Origin of the sequence: Candidatus Berkiella cookevillensis (assembly GCF_001431315.2) — a bacterium.
GTDB lineage: Bacteria > Pseudomonadota > Gammaproteobacteria > Berkiellales > Berkiellaceae > Berkiella_A > Berkiella_A cookevillensis.
In genome coordinates this window covers 959,289-983,728 of sequence record NZ_LKHV02000001.1, presented here as the reverse complement: position 1 = coordinate 983,728, position 24,440 = coordinate 959,289, and the positions used below count along the sequence as shown (strand labels likewise).

Below are 24,440 nucleotides of genomic sequence, written 5' to 3'. Positions count from 1 at the left end.
ACTAAGAATGAGGATAATACTTGGCTTATGACTCAAAAAAAACTATCTATAAAATGAAGTGGAAAAAATTAAAAGTTAATTTTAAAACTAAGTAGCCTGTATGTCTATCTATAATTTGATTTGAGATGAATAGGATAGATTATGTAGGGGCGGACCGCTGTGTCTGCCCTGAATTTGACGGGCCGGCACAGAGAGCGGCCCCTACGATGGTTTGAAATCTAATTAACTCATTATATTTTATGAATAAGATAGAGTTGGCCGATAAGCCGGGTTCTGTCATGGACAATCATTAATCTAGGCCATATGTCGCCATATGACTCATGCGACCTACCCGAACCCAATGCGGGCAGCATTATTAGGTTCCTATTTGGTCTTGCTCCAAGTGGGGTTTACCGTGCCGTAGAATGTTGCCACCTACGCGGTGCGCTCTTACCGCACCCTTTCACCCTTACCAGTCCTACTCTTCGTATTTGAACTTTATGCTTCGTTATCTTTGGCGATTCGCAATCGTCATGTACTTTTATGTACACTCCGACTACTCCTCGCCTCGATGCCTTGCCTAAAATTCAACTACGTTGAGTAGTTTTAGTCTTCGGTTTTGAACTCAAAAAGTCCAATCTCTCGGCTAATATCTTAATCTAAAAGATCAAGATTGTGACTTCGGCGGTTTGCTTTCTGTTGCACTTTCCGTAAGCTCACACTTCCCAGGCGTTATCTGGCACTTTGCCCTGCGGAGCCCGGACTTTCCTCTATGTTTTTCACATAGCGACTGTCTGGCCAACTCTGGTGGGTAAGCATACTAAGATGCAGATTGCGTGGCAAGAAAGATTTGCGATCTTTATTATAAATAATACAACTAACTTTATTAATGAGATAAAGGGTAACTAATAAACTTACCGGAATAATAGAGAGTGCACATTGATAGGATTGAACCGTATTCAAAACAATGCCAAAAGACTGCATCACAGGAATGCAGTAATCAATAATACTGCCAATGCAAGGCTGAACAAAAACGCCAGCCGACATCATGAACAAATTTGTCACCCCCAAGGTAGTGCCTTCGATTTCCTTTGGTGACATTTTTTTACTACTGACAAAAACCAACACATGTGAGCTTGCACTAAAGCCAAACACAAATAATACATAACGCATCCACTCAATGGGCATTGGATTATAAAGAATAATGGCACAACATAAAACGGCGACTAAGGTGCCTAATAGAAAGATTGGCTGCCATCTTTTAAAGGTATCAAATAAATATCCAAAACTAGGTCCACCGATAGACCATCCCAAAAATACCATGGACACATTCAAAGCAGCGGTTTCTCTATCAACTTGATACACTTCTTGAATGAAAGGAATACCCCAAAGATCGGCAAAAGCAATGATAGGTAAGAAGGTTGTAAAACCAATCAAACAGTTCTGCCAAAAAACTTTTGTTCTACCCACTTTTTTGAAAGTAGAAAAAAGCTGTGCAAAAGTTTCTACTTCTTTTTCTGTACGAAGTGTATTGGCAACTGGCATGTTCCTTTTGTCTTGCAATAGAAAAAAGAGTAAAAGCGCAATAACCCCACCAACTGCTGCACTATAGATAGAAATAGATTGCCAACTATGCTCATTCATTAAACGGCTAAGAAAGATCTGTCCTAACATCCCACTTGCGGTTCCTAACATCGAACACATACCTGCTAATCGCCCAAAATAATCTCCTGGCAACCATATAGCACCAATTTTTAAAACACCAATAAAAGCAAAGGCCGAACCCAAACCAATGATCAAGCGCGAAAGCTTTGCTAAGGCAAGGGAATCAGCATGTGCAAATAACAAGGTACCGAGTGCACACAATATGGCAGCCCAAAACAATACTTTTTTGGGTCCATACTTATCAACAAAAGGCCCCACCAACACAGATCCCATTGAATAACCACAATAATAAAAAGAAGAAAGCAATCCTATCTGTGTCGCTTGTATTGAAAAGCTGCTCATCAACTCAGGGATCATAACGCTAGGAGAAATACGCAGAATATATTCGTAACAATAAAAAGATCCGGCTAACAAAATCATTAACCAAGGAATAAACGAATTATAATTTTTTTGTTGATACATAAAATTCCCAAAATGTTAAGAGCCTTAAACACAAGGCTTATAAAAATTTATTTTTTCTAGATGGACATAAGAAATGCTATGTAATAAGCATCTGAGTAGAAAGCGCTAGCGTGGGGGTTTCATCAACGGCTATTTGTGGCTTTTGCTGCATTGAGCAAAAGTCAATCCAATGCATGTGGATAGAGACATTCATATCTTTGTCAATCATTCATCACCTATTTCTTTTTAATTACACTCATACTCATTGCTTATACAAAGTAAAGTGAGCGATCAAATGTATGTTTTATAGTTTAAGATTGATTCTGTATTGCAATTGCCAAATCATAGAGTTTATTTTTTGGGCAATCTGTTATTTCTGCGGCTATGTTAACAGCTGACTTTACTGACATTTCAGCAAGTAACATAGTTAATATTTTATTTGCTTTCTGATCATTCTGTTGATGATCTTGTAGAGTTTCCTTAGGAACCCCTTCAATAATGACGACAAACTCACCTCTTATTTCAACAGCTGCCGAGTCTGCGTCTTCACTCAAATTTTTCAAAGTACTAACGTAGAGTGTTTCATACTTCTTTGTCAATTCCCTGGCGACAACAACGCGCCGTTCTTCACCTAATATTTTTTTGCAATCGTACAGCATTTCTGATATCCGGTGCGGCGCTTCGTAAAAGACAATGGTGTATGGAAGATTTTTTATTGTCTCTAATTGCTGCTTTCGCGCCACTGATTTTGCTGGCAAAAATCCCAAAAATAAAAATTCTGTTGTGCTAAACCCAGCAACACTCAGCGCAGAAATTAAAGCACAAGCGCCAGGAATAGGCACTACTGAAATTTTATCTTCATGTAGCGCTTGTATCAGATGCGCACCAGGATCACTGATACAGGGCGTCCCAGCATCTGAGATCAATGCTCCATTTTGGCCTGCTTTCAAGGATTCAATGAGTTGAGTAATCCTGCTTTTTTCATTAAAATTGTGCAAGCTAATCAACTTTTTCTGGATATGATAATGATCTAGCAATTTTTTACTTTGCCTTGTATCTTCAGCAGCAATCCAATCAACCTGCTTTAAGATTGTGTTTGCTCTAAAACTTAGATCATCCAAGTTGCCAATAGGTGTAGCAACAACGTAAAGTTTACCTGTTTGATCTATCATCTACCATGGCTCGCTTTAAGGAACGGCAGACTTATGTGTAAAACGGCTAAAAAATCGATTTTGTTCCCCTTACTATGCATTTTAACTTTATTTTTTGCGATTGCATGTGAATCCTCCAGCGCAAGAAGCAAACAACCCATCAATCTTACGAAAGAAAGCCAAAGAATGCATGAGAAAGCTGAATACCTTTCTTCTGCTCAGCATTACTTAGGATTGTCACAAAATTCTCATCCAGCCCAGTCATTAGAGTATCAAATAATGGCGGCAGATATGTTTGTAAAAGCTGGTGAACCAACAAAAGCGGCATCACTCCTGGATAAGGTAAGTGATAGCGCGCTCGATGTAAACCAAAAAATTTTCAAACAGATGGTCTTAGTTGAGCTTGCCTTAGCCAGGTACAATCCTAAACAAGCGGAAACACTACTACAAAATATTCCACATCAAGCCAATCTCCCTGAAGCAACACGCTCTCGTGTGCTCTTTTTACAGGCACGTACTTATGAAGCCAATGATAATTATTTAGCAGCAGCACGTGCACGTTCCATCCTCGATGAATTACTTGTTGATCAGCAAAGCCAAAGAATTAATCGACAAGCCATACGACAAATACTCAATAAAGTGCCTGAACATGTTTTAAATCAAGCCCTCCAAAGAGAGCAATATCCTTTGGCTCCGTGGCTAAGTCTTGCTTACATAGAAAAATCTATTTCAAATCCAGCACAAAGAGAACAAGCCATTTACCAATGGCAACAGCAGTTTCCTAACCACCCTGCACAAGCCTTTTTGTCACAGAATTTAAATTATCCACAATATCAGATGGCTGCCAACAACACGCAAGCACAACAATACTATGTTGCAGCATCAGGCATGTCACCTCGAAAAATTGCCTTGTTATTACCCATGAATGGCCCACATGCAAAAGCAGCAAAAGCCATTCGCGAAGGCTATTTAGCGGCTTATTATGATAATGCTTCCGGTCAAAAACCCAGCATTCAAGTATATGACACTACGCTTGAAAATGACGTTATTCGCACCTATCAGCGCGCAGTTAATGAAGGTGCAGATTTTGTAGTAGGTCCTTTGGTGAAAGAAGAAGTGATACGCTTAAGTCAAATGCCAACTTATGCGCTTAAAACACCAATCTTAACTTTAAACGAACATCCACAAGTGCACTCTAACATTCGCTCGTTTGTTCAATTTTCTTTATCACCTGAAAATGAAGCCGATCAAATTACCGAAAAGGCTCGTAGCTTAGGTTACCGCAATGCAAGCATTGTTGTTCCTAATAATAGTTGGGGCAAACGTTTATCCGCACGCTTCAGAGATAGCTGGCAGAAAAAAGGTGGGCGCATTGTGTCTGAAGCACAAATCGAACCTTATAAGGATACGGCAAAACAAATTAGAGATCTGCTCGCTATCGAACAGAGTCAAAAACGCAGTGACACTATTAAATATCTGATCAAAGAGCATGTTGAATACCAAGTACGTCGCCGTACCGATGTTGATGTTGTTTTTATGGCACTACCTTCTGCTCAAGCGAGACAGATTAAACCACTGTTTGATTTTTACTATGCACATGATCTGCCTATTTTAGCTACATCCAGTGTTTATGCAGGCAACCCTAATTCAAATCGTGATCGTGATATGAATGGGATTCAATTTATTGATATGCCGTGGGTTGTAAATGCAAAACAAAGCCGTGTGAAAAAATTGATCAACAAACAAGAAGATAGCTTATCTGGAGAGTCAAGCCGATTGTTTGCAATGGGGGTTGATGCTTATGACTTAACACAATCCTTTAACCAACTACAACAATCACCCAATGCAATGATAGATGGTGCTACAGGTCAATTAAGCTTGAACGCAGATAATCGCATCCAGCGTAAAATGACATGGGTAAAAATCGCTAATGGTTCCCCTGTACTTGTTCAATAATACTTACCGATGAGCATAGCGAATCAGGCTCCCACTTTTTGAAAAGGGACGCGCACTGATAAGTGCGCAAGGGGGATTTATGCCGTGGGTTTAAGGCCAAACAGCCAAATCCCTCTGCTCGGCGCAGCTACGCTGCACGAGCGTCTCCCTTTACAAAGTGAGAAAATGTTCGCTTTGCGAACGAAGAATAGGTGCCAATACTTTATAATCGACTCCTTTCAGCCTCTTTTGCTCGCAACAACAGCTTATTTCAGAATATCTAGTTAAAGCCTAGGTTTGTTAGGGTTTTGCTTTGTATCAGGTGTTGTTGGTTTTTGTGAAAGGCCAGTTTTTTGGGCATGTAAAATTCTGCTTATAAAGAGGTCGAGCTTAGCTTTTTCTGCTTTATCGACCCCTTCTAAGCTCGTTGAGGGATCTGTTTTTTTATGCTCCGCCATCACAACACCCCATTCTTAACTTTTTACTTATTTATGCTCTAATAATTATCCTAGCATTTCTTAAATACATCTTCTATAGCTAACTAATTTTTAAAAGGCGCTCAATACACTACTTTTTAAATCAGAGTTTGAGTTTTGAGATGCATTTTTCCCATATTTTTCTTGTAGTAAGCGAATGTAGTGTAGACGCACGTTCTGCATGCCAGAGTATTCTGGTACTGCCTCACTTTTTTCTATTAAACATTTATCTCGCACAGTAAGGACATCCAGTTCAGGTAAAAATCTGTCTGATGTTTCGAGCAAGGTCACATCTTTATACACCGCGCTCTCAAAACTAGGATTATAGTGGCTGATTAAATTTTTTATCATGGGGACCTCTCTCATACACGTAAAAATACTATAGTCTTCGCACATGACTTTTACCCGCAAAGGGGCACAATGTCGGGGGTGTTGTCTTCGCCATCTCGCAATCCTCATGTACTTTTATGTACACTCCGGTTGCTCGAGGCTCGACGCCTACCCCAAAAGCCATGTGCTGTGACTATATGTCTTTATATGTGGTAGGCATAATGCTTTTACTAGAGCAATGCTGATAAGCGGTAGCTTGCAAATGATAGTCCGCTTTAGTCACTTAAGCGCTCTAGCCATCCCTCATTTTTTTCAATATAGGATAATGATAACTTTAGACTAGTAGCTTATAAGAAAGACCAAAGGTCTCAAAAAAACTTGTGATAATAAACATAAACACGTTACTATTTAATCACTAAAAATAATAAAATTTACTTACAATTATTATTAAAATTGAATGCTGAGGGGTATTACTGTGATATTGTCTCCAACACAATCAAAAAAATTATATGAATATTTAGATATTGCATTCTACCCTCCTGAAACAGGTCCATTAGCAACACTCGATTGGATGACCATTATCCAACTGGGATACAGCAAACAACTGACAAAAGAAGAACTCAGCAATGAATATCAATCTTGCTTAAAAAGAATTGCGCAGTTTTTCCAAGACGCTACAAATAAATCAAAAATACATCATCTAAAAACATTATTAGCCACCGACAATACACATCTTTCCCAACTCGCATTAGCAAATCAACTCCCAAATGATATTTTCATAGCCTATTTAGTTGCACTTGCCTTAGAAAAATTTACTGATCGTGTGCTCCCCGTATCCGTATTTTGTGAATCTCTCTCGCAAGATCAAGATTTAACTTTAGCACTGTCAGAAGAAGATTTTGCACGCAGCGCCATTGCAGACATACATAACAGTTCAATCATGGCAAAAATGCAAGCATATCCTCTAACATTAACGCCCAGTGAGATACAAATAGCCAGCGACAATGCTGCGGTTCATTTTTCCTACCTCCAACCACTAACGAGACAAGCTCAAGAACAAAAACTGAAAAAATTATTAGTGGAAATCAGCAGGAAAAATATTCCCGGCGCTATAAATTTAGTACAACAATTATCACCAGAGCTGCTCAACCAAAGAGATAAAGACACAGGTGCTATAGCTTTACAATATGCTTTAGCTTATCAACAGAATGATGTCGCTATAGCCATTATCGAAAAATTAGTCGCTGCACAAAAACCTTTAGATATATCAGATAATAAGTTTCGCACACCTTTTCATTATAACCCTGAACTTATTCTGCAAACACTCACAAAAGGCTATAGTGAATACGCTTGTTCAGATTATCTGAGATTTGAATCTGCAATTGCGCCCGGAAAAAAAGAGTGGATTGCCCAAAAAACACTGGAAATGTCTCAAACACGAGTTCAGCATGAAATGACTGCAAATTTAAGTGCGCATCCAAATGCTCATACACGCACATTTAGTAAAGCACAAATTCAACAAATCGCAGAAGATATTGACCAAGCAAAATCTGCATGCTGCACAACCTTTGCACTTTCATTAGCACAAAAATTATTAACAGCAGCACCTACTTTAGCATTTAGAATTGCGTCTTATCTCAACGGAATGAGTTCACACTGCTATATTTCATTCACAGCCCCCACAGGTACTGAGTTTTTACTTGATCCGTGGCTAGCAAGCTTAGGTTGGGGAACTGGAGTATACAGAAAAGAAGCATATCCATGGCAGGCAGTATTGGATTCAACAGAGATCTTATTTGATAGTGAAGCATCTCCCAAACATAGTTTAGCGCTTTAGAACCTCTATAGTCACAGCACATGAGTTTTACCCGCAAAGGGCACTGTCGGGTAGGCGTCAAGCCTCAAGCAACCGGAATGTACATATTAGTACATGAGGATTGCGAGATGGCGAAGACAACACCCCCGACAGTGCCCTTTGCGGGTAAAACTCATGTGCGAAGACTATATGATCGCTTGGATAGCTCCCATAAAACGACATCAAGCGTTAAATCTAAGCTTTCTACTTTTCTTAAGGCCTCTTTCTTGGAGGCTGAGGATTTCCAATACAATGGTGTCATTTTAAGAAGGTTATCAATATCTTGTTGTGAAGAAAGCGAAAAAGAAGCGCAAATTGATATTTGTTCTTTTATATCAAAGACAGCAGAATATTTTTCAATTGTTTTATCAACGCTGTGCGCTTCTACTTGCTCAAATAACATCGACCGTAGTTCTATCAAATGTTGCTTGGCAGGCGTTACCATGATCACTTTGCCTTGCGGAGAAAGAATGCGGTTTATTTCCTCCAAATAAAGTGGAGAAAAAACAGATAACACAATATCGACAGAACCCGATGCAAAAGGTAAATTTTTACTGCTCGCAACCAGCCATTTTATAGCCTTATAACTGCTTGCACATTTAATTGCTTCTTTGGAAATATCAACGCCCCAATAGACTGGGTGCTTCACACTGACATTTTCTTGTAAATAGGATAAATAGTAACCAACACCACAACCAACATCTACAACTTGTGCTCCATCTGCTATTAAAGATTCTTGCATACATTCATTTACTGCCTGTGCAATTGCTTTGTAAAAACCTTTATTTAAGAATTTTTTTCTGCTATCAACCATTTCTTTGCTATCACCCGGTAATAATGTCCGTTTTTGATGGGACAGCAACAGGTTAACATAGCCTTGCTTGGCTTTATCAAAGCTATGACCCTTTTCGCAAGCATAGTTTTTATCAAATGCTTGCAATGATGTAGAACAGGTTGGGCAAATTAAGATGGTCATTTTATTTTTTTACTTTCCAACAAGAAGCCGTATGGTCATTCACAATCCCAATTGCTTGCAAATAAGCATAGATAATCGTACTACCCACAAATCTAAAACCTCGCTTCTTCAAATCTTTGGAGATTTTATCGCTCAACGCTGTCTTAGTAGGATAGTCTTGTATTGAACGACGATGATGCGCAATCGTTTTAAAATCTGAGAATGCCCATATATATTTATCAAAAGATCCAAATTCTTTTTGAATTTTTAGAAATGCTTTTGCATTTGAAATAGTAGATTCAACTTTTAACCTATTACGCACAATACCTGGGTCTTGTAATAGCTTTTCAATCTTTGCAGGTGTGATACGAGCAACTTTTTCAGGAATAAAACCTAAAAATACTTTTCGGTAATGCGCACGCTTATTTAAAATGGTTTCCCAACTTAATCCAGCTTGCGCGCCTTCTAATGTGATCATTTCAAAATGCTTGACATCATCATGAACAGGCACGCCCCATTCTTCATCGTGGTATTTAACATAGAGCGGGTTATCAAGCTTAAGCCAAGGACAATATAGTCTTCTATGTATTTTTGAGGAGGTTGTCTTCGCCATCTCGCAATCCTCATGTACTTTCATGTGTACACTCCGTATGCTTTTCTTTTTTTTCACAATTTTTATACTCATGCTTTATTTGGGTAAAGGAATAAATTCAAGATCATCATTTGGAATGGCGGGAAATTTCCCTGTCAACCAATCTTGCTTAGCCTGCTCAATACGCTCTTTACTGTCTGAGACAAAATTCCACCATATATACCTGTCTTCCATAGGCTCACCACCAATCAGAGCAATTTGAGTATCTTCAAGAGCTTTTAACTGAATAGGACAATTGGCTTTAAAAACGGTCATCGAATAGGCATCAAGCTTCACACCACTAACCTCTAAACAGCCTTTGGCAACATACACGGCCCTTTGCTCAACATGCTCAGGAACAATGAGTGTTTGCCCTGCTTTGAGATGCGCCTCTAAATACAGCGTTGATGTATAACATTGCACTGGAGACTGTAGACCATAGGCTTGTCCCATCATGACACGGATTGTAACATCATCTACGACTGTACTTGGTATCTCTGTCTTTGGATAGTGATAAAACATAGGTTCTATTTCTTGTTGCGCTTTAGGAAGTGCTAACCATAATTGTAAACCATGTAATCTATGTTCTTCTTTGCGGCACCTCAAAGGACTGCGCTCTGAATGCACAATACCTTTTCCTGCTACCATTAAATTGATATCACCTGGCAAAATAGATTGTACACTCCCCAAAGAGTCTCGATGCAAAATTTCACCTTCAAATAAATAAGTAACCGTAGCCAAGTTAATATGTGGGTGTGGACGCACATCAAGCCCTTCCCCCTTTTTTAAATGTGCAGGTCCCATATGATCAAAAAAAACCCACGGTCCCACTTTTTTAACCTGCGTACTTGGTAAAAGGCGACGTACTGCAAAACCACCCAAATCTCTTGATTTAGATTCAATAATTGCGTCTATACCAGGACAAGGGTGATCTTTAAAATCACCCTCTGCATTTGGATGTTTGCTTGTAATACTCATTGTTATCGCCTTTATGTTTTGATTTAAAAACTATGCATGAACAACAAGCTCCTCAAAATGAGCTATCTTGCCTTCTTTCAGCTGCATATACCCCATGATTTGAACATCTTCCACACGACCATCTCTGTGTTCAATATTGATTGAGTATTGCAACCACACTTTATCACCTTTTGCTTCAATTTGTTTAAAGGGGGTAGAGTGCATAGATGCAAATTTTTCCTGAAACTCAACAAAATGTGTCGTATGTTCATCAACTCCCGCACAAATTAATTTTCCATTTGTCACCATACGGGCATCTTCTGCAAAATATTGAGCAACCTCTGCGTTTGATACTTTCTTTACCTTCCCTTCTTTTTGTATTTGCTGATTAAACCACTGAAAGGTTCTCTCAACGTGTGCAACATTTTGCGCTTCCTGCAAAGACATATTATTATCTTTTGCCTGTGACAGGCCCATGACCAAAAGAAGTAAAGCACAGAATGGGTATATACAATATTTTATTTTCGACATAATAATAACCTAAATTGTTAATGAGAAAGTAACAGCATAACACTGACCGACCGATCGGTCAAATGGAGAGTTTCCTTTGAGCACTGTTGAAAGTAAGAAAGAAAAGATATTAGAAGCCGCAAGCCAAGAATTCCTAGCTAAGGGTTTTAATGGTGCCAGTATTGCTGCCATTGCTAAATTAGCAGAGGTTGCTAAAAGCTCTGTCTTTCATCACTACCCAAGCAAAGAAGCCCTGTGGCAGGCTGTAAAAGCAGCGCACTTAAAACATATGACGAGAGAAGAGCTGACCTTACCTCTACACCCCTCTTCTTTAGAAAGCTTCCTAGATACAATTGTAAGTCAACGCTTTAAGGCTTATAGCCATAACCCCAATTTATCAAAGCTAGTTACTTGGCAACAATTAGAAACAGAAAGTAATTTATTAGCAGGTATTGAAAATTATCAACCTGATAATTGGGAAGCTGCAATACAACATCTGCAAAAAGAGCATCTAATCACTCAAGAATATCCTGCAGAATTAATCTGCATTATGATCTATGGAGCAATTTCAAACGCATTTTTTGACCATAAGCGAAGAATTTATAATGAACCAGAAAAATTAGAGGCTTATAAAGCGCTCATTATAACAGGGCTAATAAAAGCACTCTCAAACTAAAGAATAATACCCCCCTCTTATTTTCTCTATTCTTCATCATTAATTGAGGCTAGCCGACTGCTCAGAAAAGCCATATGATGCTAAAATCACTTCGAAAAATTATACTGGATAGGTAACTTAATATGACAGAGATTACACTCAAAGGAAATATTATTCATACGATTGGAACACTGCCTACAAAAGGCACCTCTGCGCCAGAATTTACACTGACTAAAAGCGATTTATCAGAGGCGTCCTTAGAATCATTCAAAGGTAATAAACTGGTCTTAAACATCTTTCCTAGTTTAGATACCGCTGTTTGTGCACTCTCTGTTGTAAAGTTCAACAAAGAAGTATCAACTTTAGAAAATGTCAAAGTATTATGCATTTCTGCTGATTTGCCCTTTGCTCACAGTCGCTTCTGCGAAAGCAACAATACAAAAAACGTTATCACACTTTCTAGCTTTAGAGCGCCCGAATTTGGTCATGCTTACGGTGCAACCATTACAGATGGCCCGCTAAAAGGCCTATTATCTAGAGCAGTTGTGGTCATTGATGAAGATGGAAAAGTCATTTACACGGAACAAGTACCAGAAATTGCACAAGAACCTAATTATGACGCTGTGCTAAAACTGATAACAGCATAGTGGTAGGGGAAGCCCACGAATTAAGAATTTGTCGTTGCGAACAAAAGACGCTGGAAAAAAGTGAAATAAGAGACAAACAATCACGTCTTTTGCGTGGCAATCTATCTTGAAATCTTTCTCACTGTGCTCTTCTTAAAAATTTCATGATAGATTACTTCGCTTTAGCCGTGATATTTTTGTGCTTTTTCAATCAATGATAGACGGCTTCCACTCGCAATGACGAACATTTATTTGTAGGGATCACTCAGGGGGACGACCATTTAGTATCATCCCCAAAATCCAAAGCAGATTTCCATCATTAACGCTCAATAGAAAAATATATTAAGAAAACATTAAATGAACTTGGCAACATTCATGCGCTCACTAAAACACACTGCGATTGAGAATGGTTGGTTAAAAGCAATTTACAACCACACTTGTCAAATTTACTCAACCGCAGCTTCAGAAGAATTATTCACAGCGCAAAAATGTGGCCTACAAAACCCATTTACACACCCTGAAAATATTACTCAGCACAGTGGCCCATACTGGGATATGCTTCATTATTACTTAGGCGTTGATTACCTACAGTCTGTACAAAATATAGCGACGACACTCAATGTAACAGCTGAAAACTGTGCTGAACATTTTTCAGAAAATGTACAATATGCGACGGCAGGCATTGCCGATTGCGTGCGCTCAGAAGAAATCGCAACTTATGTTCCAAGCTATCAGGCGATTGCGGGAGTGGCTATTGGCGTAACTGCCGTTAGCCTTGTTGCACTTTCTCTGTGCAAAAAGAACGCACCTAAAAAACGCTAAACACCGCATTTTAGGGAGTTCTTAAATAAGCTATAAAGCTTTCTCTTCATATCTATTAACACTTCAGTTTGTTTTGCGATATACTGATGTTCCTTATCTTACTTGTTAGGTCATAGCCCCTAACGCCGAGGTTAGTTTTCGTGCCTATTTTTAGGCTTCGTTAACAACACTCAATCAGATTTTTGTTTTTCTTATAACTAAAACTCGTTCGGAAAAAAAATGACTCATTTAATGAAATTTCTAACAAAAGTGCGCTTACCTTTATTGTTATTTTGCATTCTTATTTTTCCACTTTTTTTAGGTCCCTATGTTTCACCTTTTATAAAGTCTGTTCTCTATTCCATCAGTTTATCAATGAAAGCAATTTTGCTTTTTATTTTGCCTTTCATCATCTTTAGCTTTATTTTTTATTCATTAATGAATTTTAAGACAGGTGTTCTAAAATTTGTTTTTGCACTCATCATAATGATTTTTATTTCTAATTCAGCAGCCATCTATACGGGATTTACTGTTGGTTCATTGGCTTTGCCTAAATTAAGTATGCCAACCTATATTCCAGCACATCCAGATACGGCATTGGCGGCATTGTGGCACTTAGAATTACCCAAGTTAATTCCTAATCAAATAGCCTTGTTGCTCGGTTTTTGCGTAGGCTTATTCTTCTCTTTCAGAAGAAATAAATTAGCAGAAAAAACAGCTAAATCCTTACATCACGCTGCAACTTTCTTCTTAAAGAAAATTTTTACCCCCCTATTACCACTCTTTATCTTAGGCTTTGTCTTTAAACTTGAGCATGACAATATTCTAGAAACCGCTTTACAAACCTATAGACCTGTTGCACTCATTGTTATAGGAACACAGCTCTCTTATATTATTTTTCTATATTTAATGGTATCAAAGTTCTCCTTACAAAAGTTTTGGGGTTACATCAAAAATGTATTGCCAGCAACAATCACTGGTTTGAGCACCTTATCAAGTGCAGCAACAATGCCCATTCTTATTTTGTGCACAGAAAAAAATTTGAAAGATCCTGAAGTCGCAGAAATTATCATTCCTGCTACCATCAATACACACACGATTGGTAGTGCTTTAGGCGTCACGATTTTAACACTTGCCACTTTATTGGCTTTTGGCAAACCGCTACCAGATCTAGCCGGTTTTCTTGAGTTTGGATTTTTCTATGCGCTTGCAAAGTTTGCAGTAGCAGCTGTTCCTGGTGGCGCTATCATTGTAGTTACACCGCTCTTAGAAACATATTTTCATTTTTCAAGCGAAATGATTGGACTTATCACTGCCATTTATATGTTATTTGATCCCTTTGGAACAGCAACTAATGTAACCGGAAATGGCTTTTTTACCATCGCGTTTTCTAAATTATTTAAATTTAATTTTAACCATGACAGTGATACTACCCCTCTACCACAAAAAGAGTAGAAACTGTTAAAAAATCTCCTTTTTAATTGTGGCTTATCTATTCACAAGATAAGCCGCAATTAAGCAGCTAAACCCTACCCCTTATCTGTAATAAACACTTAAATTGACAAATGGATGTTATATTCTTCAGAGAACATTTTTAGGAAATTTAGGGGTCACAATGCTTAGCTTTAAAACCGTTCAAACTGCTTTACCACTCGCAACAAAAGTACAGTTAAATAACCTCGTTACAGCAATAAGAGATGCTAGCAAGCTTAATCCTCTACGTGAGATAGAAGATCTTTACTCTACGCAAGAGTTCTTGGCTGTAAGAAACATTTTAGCGCACCAAGGTGTTAACAATGCTTTAAAGGCACATGCATCGCTGGTTGCAGAGATCATGATTCATGCAGAAGCACATATGCAACATCCTGTTGTCATTTTACTTGCTGATGCCGGCGGACATATCGAGCCTGATAATACAATGAAGATTCCTTTTGCAGAAGAAATCAGGTTAAAATTTGCACATATTTGCCTGCACTCTCCAACAACAGACGTGCAGATCAATGGCTCTAGAGAACATGAATCTTACTCAATCAGACCTATAGAAAAAAGAACTAAAGACAAAGAGCTTTCCAGTTCTTCTTCTCGGTATCCATCAACACAATGCCCTGAAGTGACAGGACGCTTAACAGCAGAAGAATTGTTTGATTTTTTTAAAGCATATCAAACATTACCTGTAACACAGTCTAGCGACCAAGATTATCTAGAAATGATCCTTTGGACAATTCAAAATCGCCGTACTAAAGACATTGCAACAATTAAAAATAGTGCTTTTGAACAAGTTCAGTTTGCCAACCAGGATAAGATCATATCGCTTATTAACCAAACAAAGATGGAAGATGGTCAGCAATATGTAAGAAATTTTATTGAAAAATCATTAAAGGGCAACGAAGCAGCATTCTTAAAATTCATACAACAGATTGTCGCAAAACCTCTCCCTTATAATTTAGGCTGCTTAGAAGAATCCCTACAGCATCCTAGCACTATTGCTCTCCTAAGCAATAATATTTATACATTGCTGGATATTGCAAGATCTAATGCAAATCTAACTGCTGCTACTCTGTTAGAAAAATTAGAATCTAGCATTATATCTAGCGCTCCCGTCATGACCACTGCTTATGACACATCAATGCCAAGAGAAACAGCTATCATTCATCCAATATCAGAGGCTTCTTGCTCTTCTCAAAGAATGGAAGTGCCAACACAATCTATCTTATCACCTGAAGTGGCAGCAATTGTGGATGCATATACTTCTAAAGCCCATAAAGATGTAGTGTATGGCCTGAAATCAGAAGTATTGCATGTATTTAATGATTTAAATCCTGAAACAGTTCGTGCCTTTGGAAATATTTCAATACACACCGCTGCAAATGTACTCAAGTTCCAAAAAATGCCTATTGATACACAAATAGATACACTGCTTCAAATGCAGGCTTTAGTTGAACAACAACACGCTAAGAAAAAAATGCTGGCTAAATCATAAATACTCTATTCGTAGAATAATTTGCTGAACATCTTTTAAGATACTTCAGCAAATTTTACTGCGAAAGCTATAGCCGTCTACCTTAAGCGGTTCAGAAACGGATTCCGCCACTGTTGCAATCACTGCATTGCTTACTTGCACAGCAGATCTCTCACTGTTTGATGAAAAACGCTCCCCATATAATGGGTTAAAAGAACGAGTAAAGCCTAAATCATAATCAGCACTGACTTGGCTTTCTATATTTTTTAAATCTTCTGTAACTTGTTTTGAGGTCAAAGCATGGGTAGCTGATGCTTTAGGTAAAATAACCTCAAGTAAAGCATTTAACACTTTCCCGGCAATAATAAAGCCCGCATATACAATGCCTAACATTACACCAACAGCATGCGCCAAAATATTAGGTATATTTTCGATAATTGCTTTTGTGATCTCAAAAGCATTTTTAAACAAAAACTTAGAAAGTGACCAGAGACCTTTAACAACCTCAACCGTTAAATCTTTCATAAAGCGAAGTACTTCAGGTATGTGAGTCAATGCGTAAGCTGTAGCATCATAAAGTACTCGAAAAACATCCGGTAAATGTCTCATCAAATAAACTGCCGTATCATACATCAATAGCAAGAAAGCCTTGCTTAAATTAAGACCTGCCTTAAGAAAATACCAAGCATTTTTCATCAAATTTGGAAAATTTTGGGGTAAGTTTTTTAAAAAATCTGCTGTAGCAATCAGGCTTGCCGTAATAACAACAACCGTAGCCTTTGCGGCGGTTATCATTCCTGTTGCTACAGTATTTGCGGTATCTACAAAGCTCATCTAGGCTATCCTCAAAGGCGAATATCAAAAAAACAAATTGTATGTGAACAATCACTCGCTGTCAATGCATCACCCACCAAAAAGTTATTTAGCTAGTTTAATGTTACTCTATCCTCATCAACTTGAGTGCATTACGCTTTTTAAGTATTTGCAAAATATCTGCAAATACGACGCCTTTTAAACGCATTAATACTAATAAGTGAAACACTAAATCTGCAACTTCTTCAGAAAAAGAAGTACTCTTCTCTTTCATGGCCTCAATCATAACTTCAACCGCCTCCTCTCCTACTTTTTGAGCAACACGTGACAGCCCCTCAGACAGTAAAGTACTTACATAGCTTTTCTCATCTTGATTTTGCTGACGATCTAAAATAATCGCTTCCAAGCGATTGATTATATTCATATCCGCAGTCTGAACATTTGTAACTGGCATATTGTCAAAACAAGAAGGCGTGCCCTCGTGACAGGTAGGTCCATTGGCCTTGGCCAACACCAATAAAGTATCATTATCACAATCTGTGGTAATTGAACATAATGCCAAATCATTACCAGAGGTTTCTCCCTTAACCCATAGCCGATTTTTAGATCGACTATAAAATGTTACTTTAGCTGTTTCAATTGTCTGCACTAAAGCAGCTTTATTCATATACCCCATCATTAGGATTTGCATTGAATTTACATCTTGCACAATAGCTGGTAATAATCCATTCATCTTTTCCCAGGCGAGGGCATCAATCTGCTCTATATTCAGCGTATATCCTTCGCAGATGAATTTTCGGTGTTGTTGCCTGTGTTCGCTCACCCCAGTCATGCACTTTTTGTGCACTCCTGAGGATTCGCTCTCTTGACGCCTAACCGAAAAATCATCTGCTTTGGATATATTTATGTTATTCATTATCTTCTCACTTAAATTCTAAAAATAAGCCCTTGATCAACTAAATAATTTTTAAGCGCCCCAATACTCATTTGCCTTTCATGGAATACACTTGCTGCCAATGCACCATTTACTTTCGCTTGTCTAAAAACATCTAAAAAATCTGATTCCGTGCCTGCACCACCTGAAGCAATCAGAGGAACGTGTGTATAAGAGCGGATAAGCTGCAATTGCTTGATATCATAGCCTTTTTTGCAGCCATCTTGATCCATAGTATTTAGTACAATTTCTCCCGCGCCTCTTTCTTGCACTTCACGTACCCAATCTTTGGTTAAACGTTGTGTAATTTGTGTTTTTTTTTCAGATCCTGTGTATTGGCAGACTCGATAGTCATTATCTATCTGCATGCTATCAATACCAACTACGATACATTGACTGCCAAAAGCGGTAACCAACTCATTAATCAGTGATGGATTTTCTAAAGCAGGGCTATTTACAGAAATTTTATCCGCACCTTGATTTAAAACATATTCTGCCGCTTGCACTGAACGTATTCCACCCGCAACACAAAAGGGGATATTAACAATCTGCGCAACCCTCTTTACCCATTTTTTATCAACTGTTTTTCCTTGTGCACTGGCGCTGATATCATAGAAAACCAATTCATCAGCACCTTGATCAACGTAAAACTGCGCAAGCTCAACAATATCTCCCACAATACGGTGATTACGAAAACGTATTCCTTTTACGACCTTCTCTTCTTTTACATCTAAACAAGGGATAATTCTTTTTGCTAAATTTGACATTGTTCAAGTGCCTCAGATAAAGAAAATTTATTTTCAAATAATGCCTTACCAATAACGACCGAATTCAGACCTAATAGACGTAATTGCTCAAGATCTTGTAATGTCTGCACACCACCTGAAGCTTGCCACGACAGTTCAGGGAATTTCAACAATGCAGTTTTGTATAATGCTTTATTAGGGCCAGCCAAAGTGCCATCGCGAGCAATATCTGTGCATAATACATGCTTCAAACCAGAACGGTTAAACTGCTCTAATAAATCCCATGCGCAAAGCGCAGAGGACGATTGCCAACCCTGTGTCATGATAATGGGCGCGTTATCACTGTTTAACTGCACATCCAATGCTATCGTAATGCGATCAGCACCAAATTCTTTGATCCAAGTAATAACTGTCTTTGTATCTGAAACGGCTAAACTACCAATAACAACACGTTTTACACCGCTATTAAAATAATAAATAAGATCTTCACGTGAACGAATCCCCCCTCCTACTTGCATCTCTAAGGTAGTATTTTGTAAAATTTCATTCACCCATTCTTTTTGCAAACTCTTGCCAGATTTTGCGCCTGACAAATCTACCACATGCAATTCTTTTGCACCTTGTGACTCATATTTTTTGCATAATTCTATGACATCACACTCATATTCTGTTGTTTTCTGAAAATCACCTTGATATAGCCTAACACATTTCCCATCTTTTAAATCAATAGCAGGGATACAATTCATAGCTCAATGCCTTATTTACAAATTCACAAAATTATTTAGTATATTTTCACCAATCTTTCCAGAGCGTTCTGGATGAAATTGCACGCCATAAAAATTTTTATGCAGAACCGCAGCCGAAAAAATCTCCGCATAGCTTGATTGAGCAATGGTTTGCGGCAAACATGCAACGGCAAAACTATGCACATAATAGACATAACTATCATCAGGCACATCTTCAAACAAAGGCTCATTTTTCTTTATTTCGCACACGCGATTCCATCCCATGTGTGGCAATACACATTGCTGAGTGCTCATCAGTTTTTTTACCTGGCCAGGGATAATATCTAAAGTAGCAGTCATACCTTCTTCACTCTGAGAAAATAATATTTGCATGCCAGAACAAATACCCAAAACAGGCTGCTTTAAATTTTTAATGATCTCAGTCAAATTATTTTCTTTTAGTTTTGCCATTGCACGAGTTGCACTACTCACGCCTGGCAAAATAACATGCGAAGCAGTTTCAATGATCTCAGCATCATTTGTAACAATAGCTGTTTTGCCAATTCTCTCTAAAGCATAGACAAGAGAAGCGACATTTGTACCACAATCTTTCACAATAGCGATCATAAAATCCCCTTAGTGCTTGGAATACCAGCGCTGCTACGAGTAATGGCCTGCCGCAAACAGCGTCCTACACTTTTAAAAATTGATTCCACCATGTGATGCGCATTGTCACCACGTACATTGATGTGAATTGCCGCACCTAATGATTGCGATAAAGATTGAAAAAAATGCGGTACCAATTCAGTTGCAAAATCTCCAACTGTCTCCCGATTAAATTTTCCATCAAAGACAAAATAGGGTCTACCACAGATATCAATAGATACTTGTGATTGTGCTTCGTCCATCGGCAAAACAAAACCATAGCGCCCAATGCCATATTTATCACCCAAAGCTTGCTTTAAGGCTTGCCCAAGCACTAATGCAGTGTCTTCTACTGTATGATGCTCATCTACCTGAATATCTCCTTTAACAGAAGCATTGATGCCAAAATCACCATGCTGTGCCAATTGCTCCAACATGTGATCAAAAAAAGGCAATCCTGTTTGTATGATTCGCTCTTTATTCGCATCAAGCAAAATTCTTATCTTTATCTCAGTTTCATTGCTTTTACGCTGTACCACTGCTTGACGAGGTTTATTAATAATGAAATTTGCTATTTCCAGCCAATCTGGATATTTCTCTGAACCTATTTGAATACCATTAATACCCATGTTTTGTGCTAACTCAAGATCAGTATTTCGATCACCAATCACATAGGAATTTTCACGATCTATTATTTGATTCACCAGATAATCCATTAATAAACCCACTTGAGGTTTACGGCATGAACAACCATCCTTTGCAAAGTGAGGACAAATTTTAATATCTGCAAAATAAATGTTTTGTGAGCTAAATACACGCAGCATCAGGGTTTGCACACACTCAAAATTTTCCATCGGAAAACTTGCACTTCCTAATCCATCTTGATTGGAAACCAATACCAATAAAAATCCTGCTTGTGACAAACGTTGTAATGATGAGATTACATTTGGCATAAAATCAAGTTTATCGATACAATCGACTTGATAATCCTGAGGCTCTTTGATAAGAGTGCCATCTCTGTCAATAAAGAGTATTTTTTTCTGTTTCATTTTTCATCACTCAACTGCTGCAATATATCCAAAAACTTCTGATTTTGTTCTGCTAATCCAATACTTACACGAAGACAGTTTTTTAATAATGAATGCTGCGCAAAAGAACGAATGAGTATTTTATTTTTCTTACACTGTTCATAAATACGTTCAGCATCCTCAACCTGCATAAAAAGAGCGTTTGCATGGCTTTCCCATATTTTTTTCACCATTGGCAATGACTGAAGTTGTTGCTTCAACATATCACGTTCACGTAAAACATAATTGATTTCATCAGAGACAATCGCTAGCTTATTTGTCGTTATGACTGACTCTGCATATTCAAGCACTAAAGAGGGAAATAAATAAGGAGACAATATCGTTTTCAAACAGTTGATAATAGCTGCATTCGCAATAACAATGCCCATGCGCAATCCCGCCATACCCAATGCTTTTGACAGTGTTCGCAAAACAACCAAATTAGAATATTTGCTAAGCAATGTACTCATGCTTTTTTGTGTTGTGAACTCAAGATATGCTTCATCAACCACGACCAAAGTTTGCTGTTCCACTGCAGCACACAACTTACTCATTTCTTCTATGGATATCAAACTACCTGTAGGATTATTAGGAGAGCATAAGAAAATGATTTTTGTGTTAGGTGTTACCGCATCTAAGATACCCTGAAAATTAAGTTTAAAATTTTGTTCCTGCATTAAGGGTATATCTATTATCCCTGCACCTTGTAATTTTGCATATACTGCATACATAGCAAAGGTCGGAGAAGAAATAATAATATTATCTTGATAAGGTCTACAGAGTAATCTCAATAAAATATCTATTCCCTCATCACTACCACGTGTTAATAGTAATTGCGTGTTATCCACTTTATAATATGTACAAAGTGTCGATAACAATTTCTCTGAGGGAGGCTGAGGATAACGATTCACCGCAGAATCCCACGGTGATTCATTACAATCCAACCATAAACTATCTTCTGGCCGAGCATATAAATACTCTTTTGCCGCTAATAACTCGGGTCTCATCATTGATTTAATATCAAACATTTTCAAACTCACTTAATCGGTAACTAATTGCATTTTTGTGACCATTTAAGCCTTCCATTTCAGCAAGTTGTTGTGCAATAGGGCCTAGTTTTTTTAATCCAGCATCACTTACCTCTTGAAACCCTACCCATTTCATAAAATCTAATACAGATAATCCACTTTGACTACGTGCATAACCTGAAGTGGGTAGCACGTGATTTGCACCAGTAATATAATCTCCCATACTTTCTGCTGTATTATTGCCTAAAAATACCGTACCCGCAGATTCAATCATCGATTGATAGTCAAAAGTGTTTTTTAGTTGCAAACTCAAGTGTTCAGGCGCATAACCATTACTGATTTCTATTGCTTCTTTAATATCATCTACAATAATAATTAAACTGTTTTCAATAGATTTTTCTGCAATATTTTTTCTTGGCAATTTCTCTAATTGTATTTTGATCTCTTTTAATACAGTTTCAGCAAGTAATTTATCAGGTGTCGCCAATACGACTTGAGAAAGAATATCATGCTCAGCTTGCGATAGAAGATCTGCCGCCACAAAAACGGGATTGGCGCTTTTATCTGCTATAACAAAAAGCTCAGAGGGTCCCGCAGGCAAATCTATACTCACTTGCGCTTGTATTGCACATAATATTTTTGCTTGTGTTACCCAAGCATTACCTGGACCAAAAATTTTATCTACTTTGGGCACAGTCATAGTGCCATATGCCATTGCCGCAATAGCTTGAGCACCTCCAACTTTAAAAATCTCATCAATGCCACATATTTTTGCTGCAATTAATAACACTGGTGAAATATTGCCATTTAAATCAGGCGGTGTGCACAATATTCTCCTTTTACAGCCTGCAACCAAAGCAGGAATGGCAAGCATCATCACCGTGGAGATTAAAGGCGCAGTCCCTCCTGGCACATATAAGCCAACAGATTGGATTGGTCTTGCTTGACGTTCGCAACGAATCCCCTCTTCTTCATAAACATAAGCTTCTGGCAGTTGTCGAATGTTGTATGCCTTGATCCGTTCAATGGCTACTTTGATCGCTTTTAATTCGGCACTATCCACCTTAGTTTGTGCTAATTTAAATTCTGTCTCAGATACTTTTAATTCTTGCAAAACAACTTGGTCAAATTTTTCTGTTAACCGCAGTAAGGCAGCATCTCCTTCTTGCTTTACTGCCTCAATAATCTGTTGTGTTTTCTCAAGGATATCATCTCTTTGAGCACACTGATTTCTATTTATAATTTTTTCTTTATCACTATTAGATAATAGTTTCCATTCAATCGTTTTCATATCAAACACCTTAGTTATAGATCTTAAGCCATCATTTTTTCAACAGGTAGCACCAATATTGCACTTGCGCCTACTGTTTGTAATTTTTCTAAAGTGTTCCAAAAAACACTTTCACGGGATACAACGTGAACCGCTACTTTATCTTCGCTTCCTTCAAGCGGTAAAATGGTTGGTGATTCACAACCGGGTAATATTTCCCTGATTTTTGAAATAGCATCTCGTGGTGCATGAAAGAGAATATATTTGCTTTCTTGCGCTTTAATAACACTTTGTATTCTTTTTAAGAGTACATCATATATTTTCTTTTTTTCTGAATTAAATTCACTTGTTGATTTAAAAAATACAGCCTGGCTTTCTAAGACAACATACAATTCTTTCAAATTATTTTCTGCTAAGGTTCTGCCAGTTGATACCAAATCAAAAATAGCATCTGCCATATTTAACCCGGGTGCAATCTCTACTGAACCAGAAATAGAAACGATTTGTGCTGTAATATTTTCTTGTTTTAAGAATTGTTGTAGTAAAATTGGATAGCTGGTGGCAATTCTCTTATTCTGTAAGAAGTCGATAGTCTGATATTCTTGATCTTTTGGTACTGCAATTGATAGCCGGCAACGACCAAAATTTAAAGGCATGATTGTCTGAAAACAAGATGAAAATTCTAAATTTACTTGTGTTTTCTCTTTGAGAACATTGTCGCCCACAATCCCAAGATCACAAATGCCATCTTGAATCAACGTAGGAATGTCATCATCTCGAACCAGTAATAAGTCTATAGGATAATTTTCAGCAGAGTAGAAGAGAGAAGATTTAGAAGATAATAATTTTAAGCCACAACGACGTAATAATTCTATGGAGTCATCACTCAGGCGGCCTTTTTTCTGCAGTGCTATTTTTAGTCTTAGATTTGACATGGTTTTTCCTCTTTATTCTCTTATAAATGAGGTTGTACCCACCTTGTCCTAACATCAGACACCGTGCAACACGACCAATCGTGGTTACACTTACCCCTGTATCTTCAGCAATGCTTCGATAGGGAATGCCTTGTTGAATAGGTTCAACCACACGCCAACGATCTGCCATCGCTAAACGTTCAGTTGGAGTACATAAGTCCTCAAAAAATTTCTTAGCTTCTTCGGGATTACGAAGCGCTAAAATTGCCTCATACAATCGATGCTCAGATTCTTCATTTTCTGCCCCGTGGGCATGCGTATGTCGTGCCTTCATTTTCTCTCTCTTTTTTTGTAACAATGTGTTAATACAAT

25 protein-coding genes, 1 other RNA gene and 1 pseudogene are annotated in these 24,440 nt (G+C 38.0%); 7 read left to right on the top strand and 20 right to left on the bottom strand.

Features of this window, described 5'->3' with window-relative positions:
- Nucleotides 1-246: 246 nt before the first annotated feature.
- From rnpB to rsmI, 4 genes and pseudogenes are all read right to left on the bottom strand, one after another.
- Nucleotides 247-785: RNase P RNA component class A (gene rnpB / locus CC99x_RS04325), an RNA gene on the bottom strand.
- A 235-nt stretch (nt 786-1,020) separates the two neighbouring features.
- Nucleotides 1,021-2,064 (bottom strand): annotated as a pseudogene (locus tag CC99x_RS13045) (MFS transporter); the annotation flags it as partial.
- 118 nt (nt 2,065-2,182) lie between these two features.
- Entirely contained in the window at nt 2,183-2,314 is a 132-nt protein-coding gene (locus CC99x_RS04320; RefSeq protein ID WP_259596599.1) for a hypothetical protein, read from the bottom strand.
- An 82-nt stretch (nt 2,315-2,396) separates the two neighbouring features.
- Nucleotides 2,397-3,257, bottom strand: a complete 861-nt coding sequence (gene rsmI / locus CC99x_RS04315; protein WP_057624668.1) for a 16S rRNA (cytidine(1402)-2'-O)-methyltransferase — start codon at nt 3,255-3,257, stop codon at nt 2,397-2,399.
- 33 nt (nt 3,258-3,290) lie between these two features.
- Between rsmI and CC99x_RS04310 the strand changes: the two genes are divergently transcribed.
- Nucleotides 3,291-5,192: a penicillin-binding protein activator gene (locus tag CC99x_RS04310; protein WP_057624667.1), complete on the top strand. Its 1,902-nt coding sequence runs from the start codon at nt 3,291-3,293 to the stop codon at nt 5,190-5,192.
- Nucleotides 5,193-5,455: 263 nt separating this feature from the next.
- Here CC99x_RS04310 and CC99x_RS04305 read toward each other — a convergent pair whose 3' ends face one another.
- Entirely contained in the window at nt 5,456-5,629 is a 174-nt protein-coding gene (locus CC99x_RS04305; RefSeq protein ID WP_158003212.1) for a hypothetical protein, read from the bottom strand.
- 90 nt (nt 5,630-5,719) lie between these two features.
- A complete protein-coding gene (locus CC99x_RS04300; RefSeq protein WP_057624666.1) occupies nt 5,720-5,998 on the bottom strand; it encodes a hypothetical protein in 279 nt (92 codons plus the stop codon).
- A gap of 454 nt (nt 5,999-6,452) precedes the next feature.
- Between CC99x_RS04300 and CC99x_RS04295 the strand changes: the two genes are divergently transcribed.
- The gene (locus tag CC99x_RS04295; protein WP_057624665.1) at nt 6,453-7,814 is read left to right on the top strand and encodes a hypothetical protein; all 1,362 of its coding nucleotides are present in this window, start codon (nt 6,453-6,455) and stop codon (nt 7,812-7,814) included.
- A gap of 151 nt (nt 7,815-7,965) precedes the next feature.
- On the opposite strand, the gene CC99x_RS04290 is transcribed toward CC99x_RS04295, so the two are convergent.
- The 4 genes from CC99x_RS04290 to CC99x_RS04275 form a co-directional block, all read right to left on the bottom strand.
- Nucleotides 7,966-8,808: a putative RNA methyltransferase gene (locus tag CC99x_RS04290; RefSeq protein WP_057624664.1), complete on the bottom strand. Its 843-nt coding sequence runs from the start codon at nt 8,806-8,808 to the stop codon at nt 7,966-7,968.
- A gap of 1 nt (nt 8,809) precedes the next feature.
- Entirely contained in the window at nt 8,810-9,400 is a 591-nt protein-coding gene (locus tag CC99x_RS04285) for a DNA-3-methyladenine glycosylase I (protein WP_057624663.1), read from the bottom strand.
- A 75-nt stretch (nt 9,401-9,475) separates the two neighbouring features.
- Nucleotides 9,476-10,396, bottom strand: coding sequence for a pirin family protein (locus tag CC99x_RS04280; protein ID WP_057624662.1), 921 nt, complete (start codon nt 10,394-10,396; stop codon nt 9,476-9,478).
- A gap of 30 nt (nt 10,397-10,426) precedes the next feature.
- Entirely contained in the window at nt 10,427-10,822 is a 396-nt protein-coding gene (locus CC99x_RS04275) for a nuclear transport factor 2-like protein (protein WP_158003211.1), read from the bottom strand.
- A gap of 160 nt (nt 10,823-10,982) precedes the next feature.
- Here CC99x_RS04275 and CC99x_RS04270 point away from each other — a divergent pair, with 160 nt between their 5' ends.
- The 5 genes from CC99x_RS04270 (at nt 10,983) to CC99x_RS04250 (ending at nt 15,947) form a co-directional block, all read left to right on the top strand.
- The gene (locus tag CC99x_RS04270) at nt 10,983-11,561 is read left to right on the top strand and encodes a TetR/AcrR family transcriptional regulator (protein ID WP_057624660.1); all 579 of its coding nucleotides are present in this window, start codon (nt 10,983-10,985) and stop codon (nt 11,559-11,561) included.
- A 122-nt stretch (nt 11,562-11,683) separates the two neighbouring features.
- The gene (gene tpx, locus CC99x_RS04265; RefSeq protein WP_057624659.1) at nt 11,684-12,187 is read left to right on the top strand and encodes a thiol peroxidase; all 504 of its coding nucleotides are present in this window, start codon (nt 11,684-11,686) and stop codon (nt 12,185-12,187) included.
- A 354-nt stretch (nt 12,188-12,541) separates the two neighbouring features.
- Nucleotides 12,542-12,988 (top strand): hypothetical protein, encoded by a 447-nt coding sequence (locus tag CC99x_RS04260; protein WP_057624658.1) that lies wholly within the window; start codon nt 12,542-12,544, stop codon nt 12,986-12,988.
- A 219-nt stretch (nt 12,989-13,207) separates the two neighbouring features.
- On the top strand, nt 13,208-14,422 hold the full coding sequence (locus tag CC99x_RS04255; RefSeq protein ID WP_057624657.1) for a cation:dicarboxylate symporter family transporter: 1,215 nt from the start codon (nt 13,208-13,210) through the stop codon (nt 14,420-14,422).
- A 160-nt stretch (nt 14,423-14,582) separates the two neighbouring features.
- A complete protein-coding gene (locus CC99x_RS04250) occupies nt 14,583-15,947 on the top strand; it encodes a hypothetical protein (RefSeq protein ID WP_057624656.1) in 1,365 nt (454 codons plus the stop codon).
- Between the two features lie 45 nt (nt 15,948-15,992).
- Here the strand turns inward: CC99x_RS04250 and CC99x_RS04245 are convergent, their stop codons facing one another.
- The 10 genes from CC99x_RS04245 to CC99x_RS04200 all read right to left on the bottom strand — a co-directional run bounded on the left by CC99x_RS04245 (nt 15,993) and on the right by CC99x_RS04200 (nt 24,402).
- Complete coding sequence (locus tag CC99x_RS04245; RefSeq protein WP_057624655.1) at nt 15,993-16,760, bottom strand: hypothetical protein; 768 nt, start codon at nt 16,758-16,760, stop codon at nt 15,993-15,995.
- Between the two features lie 103 nt (nt 16,761-16,863).
- Nucleotides 16,864-17,655 carry a bifunctional phosphoribosyl-AMP cyclohydrolase/phosphoribosyl-ATP diphosphatase HisIE gene (gene hisIE, locus CC99x_RS04240; protein ID WP_200953462.1) on the bottom strand — a complete coding sequence of 264 codons (792 nt, stop codon included), beginning with the start codon at nt 17,653-17,655 and terminating at the stop codon, nt 16,864-16,866.
- 11 nt (nt 17,656-17,666) lie between these two features.
- Nucleotides 17,667-18,440: an imidazole glycerol phosphate synthase subunit HisF gene (hisF, locus tag CC99x_RS04235; protein ID WP_057624654.1), complete on the bottom strand. Its 774-nt coding sequence runs from the start codon at nt 18,438-18,440 to the stop codon at nt 17,667-17,669.
- On the bottom strand, nt 18,428-19,165 hold the full coding sequence (gene hisA, locus CC99x_RS04230; RefSeq protein ID WP_057624653.1) for a 1-(5-phosphoribosyl)-5-[(5-phosphoribosylamino)methylideneamino]imidazole-4-carboxamide isomerase: 738 nt from the start codon (nt 19,163-19,165) through the stop codon (nt 18,428-18,430). Before hisA ends, hisF begins: the two co-directional genes overlap by 13 nt.
- A 15-nt stretch (nt 19,166-19,180) precedes the next feature.
- Nucleotides 19,181-19,771 carry an imidazole glycerol phosphate synthase subunit HisH gene (hisH, locus tag CC99x_RS04225; protein WP_057624652.1) on the bottom strand — a complete coding sequence of 197 codons (591 nt, stop codon included), beginning with the start codon at nt 19,769-19,771 and terminating at the stop codon, nt 19,181-19,183.
- Nucleotides 19,768-20,838, bottom strand: coding sequence for a bifunctional histidinol-phosphatase/imidazoleglycerol-phosphate dehydratase HisB (hisB, locus tag CC99x_RS04220; RefSeq protein WP_057624651.1), 1,071 nt, complete (start codon nt 20,836-20,838; stop codon nt 19,768-19,770). Before hisB ends, hisH begins: the two co-directional genes overlap by 4 nt.
- Nucleotides 20,835-21,884, bottom strand: coding sequence for a histidinol-phosphate transaminase (gene hisC / locus CC99x_RS04215; RefSeq protein ID WP_057624650.1), 1,050 nt, complete (start codon nt 21,882-21,884; stop codon nt 20,835-20,837). The genes hisB and hisC overlap by 4 nt, the downstream gene beginning before the upstream one ends.
- Nucleotides 21,877-23,175, bottom strand: coding sequence for a histidinol dehydrogenase (gene hisD / locus CC99x_RS04210; RefSeq protein ID WP_057624649.1), 1,299 nt, complete (start codon nt 23,173-23,175; stop codon nt 21,877-21,879). The genes hisC and hisD overlap by 8 nt, the downstream gene beginning before the upstream one ends.
- Nucleotides 23,176-23,198: 23 nt before the next feature.
- Nucleotides 23,199-24,089, bottom strand: coding sequence for an ATP phosphoribosyltransferase (hisG, locus tag CC99x_RS04205; RefSeq protein ID WP_057624648.1), 891 nt, complete (start codon nt 24,087-24,089; stop codon nt 23,199-23,201).
- Nucleotides 24,037-24,402: a YerC/YecD family TrpR-related protein gene (locus CC99x_RS04200; RefSeq protein WP_057624647.1), complete on the bottom strand. Its 366-nt coding sequence runs from the start codon at nt 24,400-24,402 to the stop codon at nt 24,037-24,039. The genes hisG and CC99x_RS04200 overlap by 53 nt, the downstream gene beginning before the upstream one ends.
- Between the last annotated feature and the right edge of the window lie 38 nt (nt 24,403-24,440).

Coding starts and splice junctions, on each gene's coding strand:
- CC99x_RS04320 (WP_259596599.1), bottom strand. CDS start 2,314: ATGATTGACAAAGATATGAATGTCTCTATCCACATGCATTGGATTGAC.
- rsmI (WP_057624668.1), bottom strand. CDS start 3,257: ATGATAGATCAAACAGGTAAACTTTACGTTGTTGCTACACCTATTGGC.
- CC99x_RS04310 (WP_057624667.1), top strand. CDS start 3,291: ATGTGTAAAACGGCTAAAAAATCGATTTTGTTCCCCTTACTATGCATT.
- CC99x_RS04305 (WP_158003212.1), bottom strand. CDS start 5,629: ATGGCGGAGCATAAAAAAACAGATCCCTCAACGAGCTTAGAAGGGGTC.
- CC99x_RS04300 (WP_057624666.1), bottom strand. CDS start 5,998: ATGATAAAAAATTTAATCAGCCACTATAATCCTAGTTTTGAGAGCGCG.
- CC99x_RS04290 (WP_057624664.1), bottom strand. CDS start 8,808: ATGACCATCTTAATTTGCCCAACCTGTTCTACATCATTGCAAGCATTT.
- CC99x_RS04285 (WP_057624663.1), bottom strand. CDS start 9,400: ATGGCGAAGACAACCTCCTCAAAAATACATAGAAGACTATATTGTCCT.
- CC99x_RS04280 (WP_057624662.1), bottom strand. CDS start 10,396: ATGAGTATTACAAGCAAACATCCAAATGCAGAGGGTGATTTTAAAGAT.
- CC99x_RS04275 (WP_158003211.1), bottom strand. CDS start 10,822: ATGTCTTTGCAGGAAGCGCAAAATGTTGCACACGTTGAGAGAACCTTT.
- tpx (WP_057624659.1), top strand. CDS start 11,684: ATGACAGAGATTACACTCAAAGGAAATATTATTCATACGATTGGAACA.
- CC99x_RS04260 (WP_057624658.1), top strand. CDS start 12,542: ATGCGCTCACTAAAACACACTGCGATTGAGAATGGTTGGTTAAAAGCA.
- CC99x_RS04255 (WP_057624657.1), top strand. CDS start 13,208: ATGACTCATTTAATGAAATTTCTAACAAAAGTGCGCTTACCTTTATTG.
- CC99x_RS04250 (WP_057624656.1), top strand. CDS start 14,583: ATGCTTAGCTTTAAAACCGTTCAAACTGCTTTACCACTCGCAACAAAA.
- CC99x_RS04245 (WP_057624655.1), bottom strand. CDS start 16,760: ATGAGCTTTGTAGATACCGCAAATACTGTAGCAACAGGAATGATAACC.
- hisIE (WP_200953462.1), bottom strand. CDS start 17,655: ATGAATAACATAAATATATCCAAAGCAGATGATTTTTCGGTTAGGCGT.
- hisF (WP_057624654.1), bottom strand. CDS start 18,440: ATGTCAAATTTAGCAAAAAGAATTATCCCTTGTTTAGATGTAAAAGAA.
- hisA (WP_057624653.1), bottom strand. CDS start 19,165: ATGAATTGTATCCCTGCTATTGATTTAAAAGATGGGAAATGTGTTAGG.
- hisH (WP_057624652.1), bottom strand. CDS start 19,771: ATGATCGCTATTGTGAAAGATTGTGGTACAAATGTCGCTTCTCTTGTC.
- hisB (WP_057624651.1), bottom strand. CDS start 20,838: ATGAAACAGAAAAAAATACTCTTTATTGACAGAGATGGCACTCTTATC.
- hisC (WP_057624650.1), bottom strand. CDS start 21,884: ATGTTTGATATTAAATCAATGATGAGACCCGAGTTATTAGCGGCAAAA.
- hisD (WP_057624649.1), bottom strand. CDS start 23,175: ATGAAAACGATTGAATGGAAACTATTATCTAATAGTGATAAAGAAAAA.
- hisG (WP_057624648.1), bottom strand. CDS start 24,089: ATGTCAAATCTAAGACTAAAAATAGCACTGCAGAAAAAAGGCCGCCTG.
- CC99x_RS04200 (WP_057624647.1), bottom strand. CDS start 24,402: ATGAAGGCACGACATACGCATGCCCACGGGGCAGAAAATGAAGAATCT.